The sequence below is a fragment of the Burkholderia sp. E168m23 genome (assembly GCF_016586125.1).
Classification (GTDB): domain Bacteria; phylum Pseudomonadota; class Gammaproteobacteria; order Burkholderiales; family Burkholderiaceae; genus Burkholderia; species Burkholderia orbicola.
Window position 1 is genome coordinate 1 of record NZ_BCPP01001647.1, and the last position, 664, is coordinate 664.

1 protein-coding gene is annotated in these 664 nt (G+C 70.9%); it reads left to right on the top strand.

Features of this window, described 5'->3' with window-relative positions; genetic code table 11:
* Positions 1 to 112: 112 nt before the first annotated feature.
* The coding region (locus tag JMF90_RS39430) for an SIS domain-containing protein (RefSeq protein ID WP_201326586.1) at positions 113 to 664 on the top strand (552 nt) is incomplete at its 3' end.

Below are 664 nucleotides of genomic sequence, written 5' to 3' on the forward strand. Positions count from 1 at the left end.
GAGTTCTTGCCGGACCCCCGGAGAGGGCGCCGGAGTACGGTAAACTCGCCGCACCCACGATGTCGCGCGAGTGGCGCCACGTTGTGCCACGCGCCCAGTTCACCAGGAATCGATGTCAGTCGAACGTATTCAGCAACAATTCCGCGACAGCGCCGCGCTTCACGCCGAAGCGGCCGACGCGCTGTCGCTGCCGATCGCAGCCGCGGTCGATGCGATGTTCGCCGCGCTGGCGAACGGCAACAAGATCGTCGCGTGCGGTGACGGCCCGTCGGCCGCCGCTGCGCAGTACCTCGCCGCGTCGCTCGTCGGCGGTTTCGAGCGCGAACGTCCGGGCCTGCCCGCGATCGCGCTGGCCACCGACGCGTCGCAGGCCGGCCTCGCGGGCGCGGCGGCGGCCGACCAGTTGTTCGCGCAGCAGGTGCGCGTGCTGGGCCAGACGGGCGACATCCTGCTGGTGCTCGACGCGGGCGGCGCATCGCCGCGCGTGCTCGCGGCGATCGACGAGGCGCACGAGCGCGAGATGACCGTCGTCGCATTGACGGGCGGCAACGACCACACGGTCGCGGCCGCGCTGTCCGACACCGATATCCCAATCAGCGTGCCCGCCGTTCGCGCGGCGCGCATCCACGAAGTCCATCTGCTGACCATCCACAGCCTGTGCGAC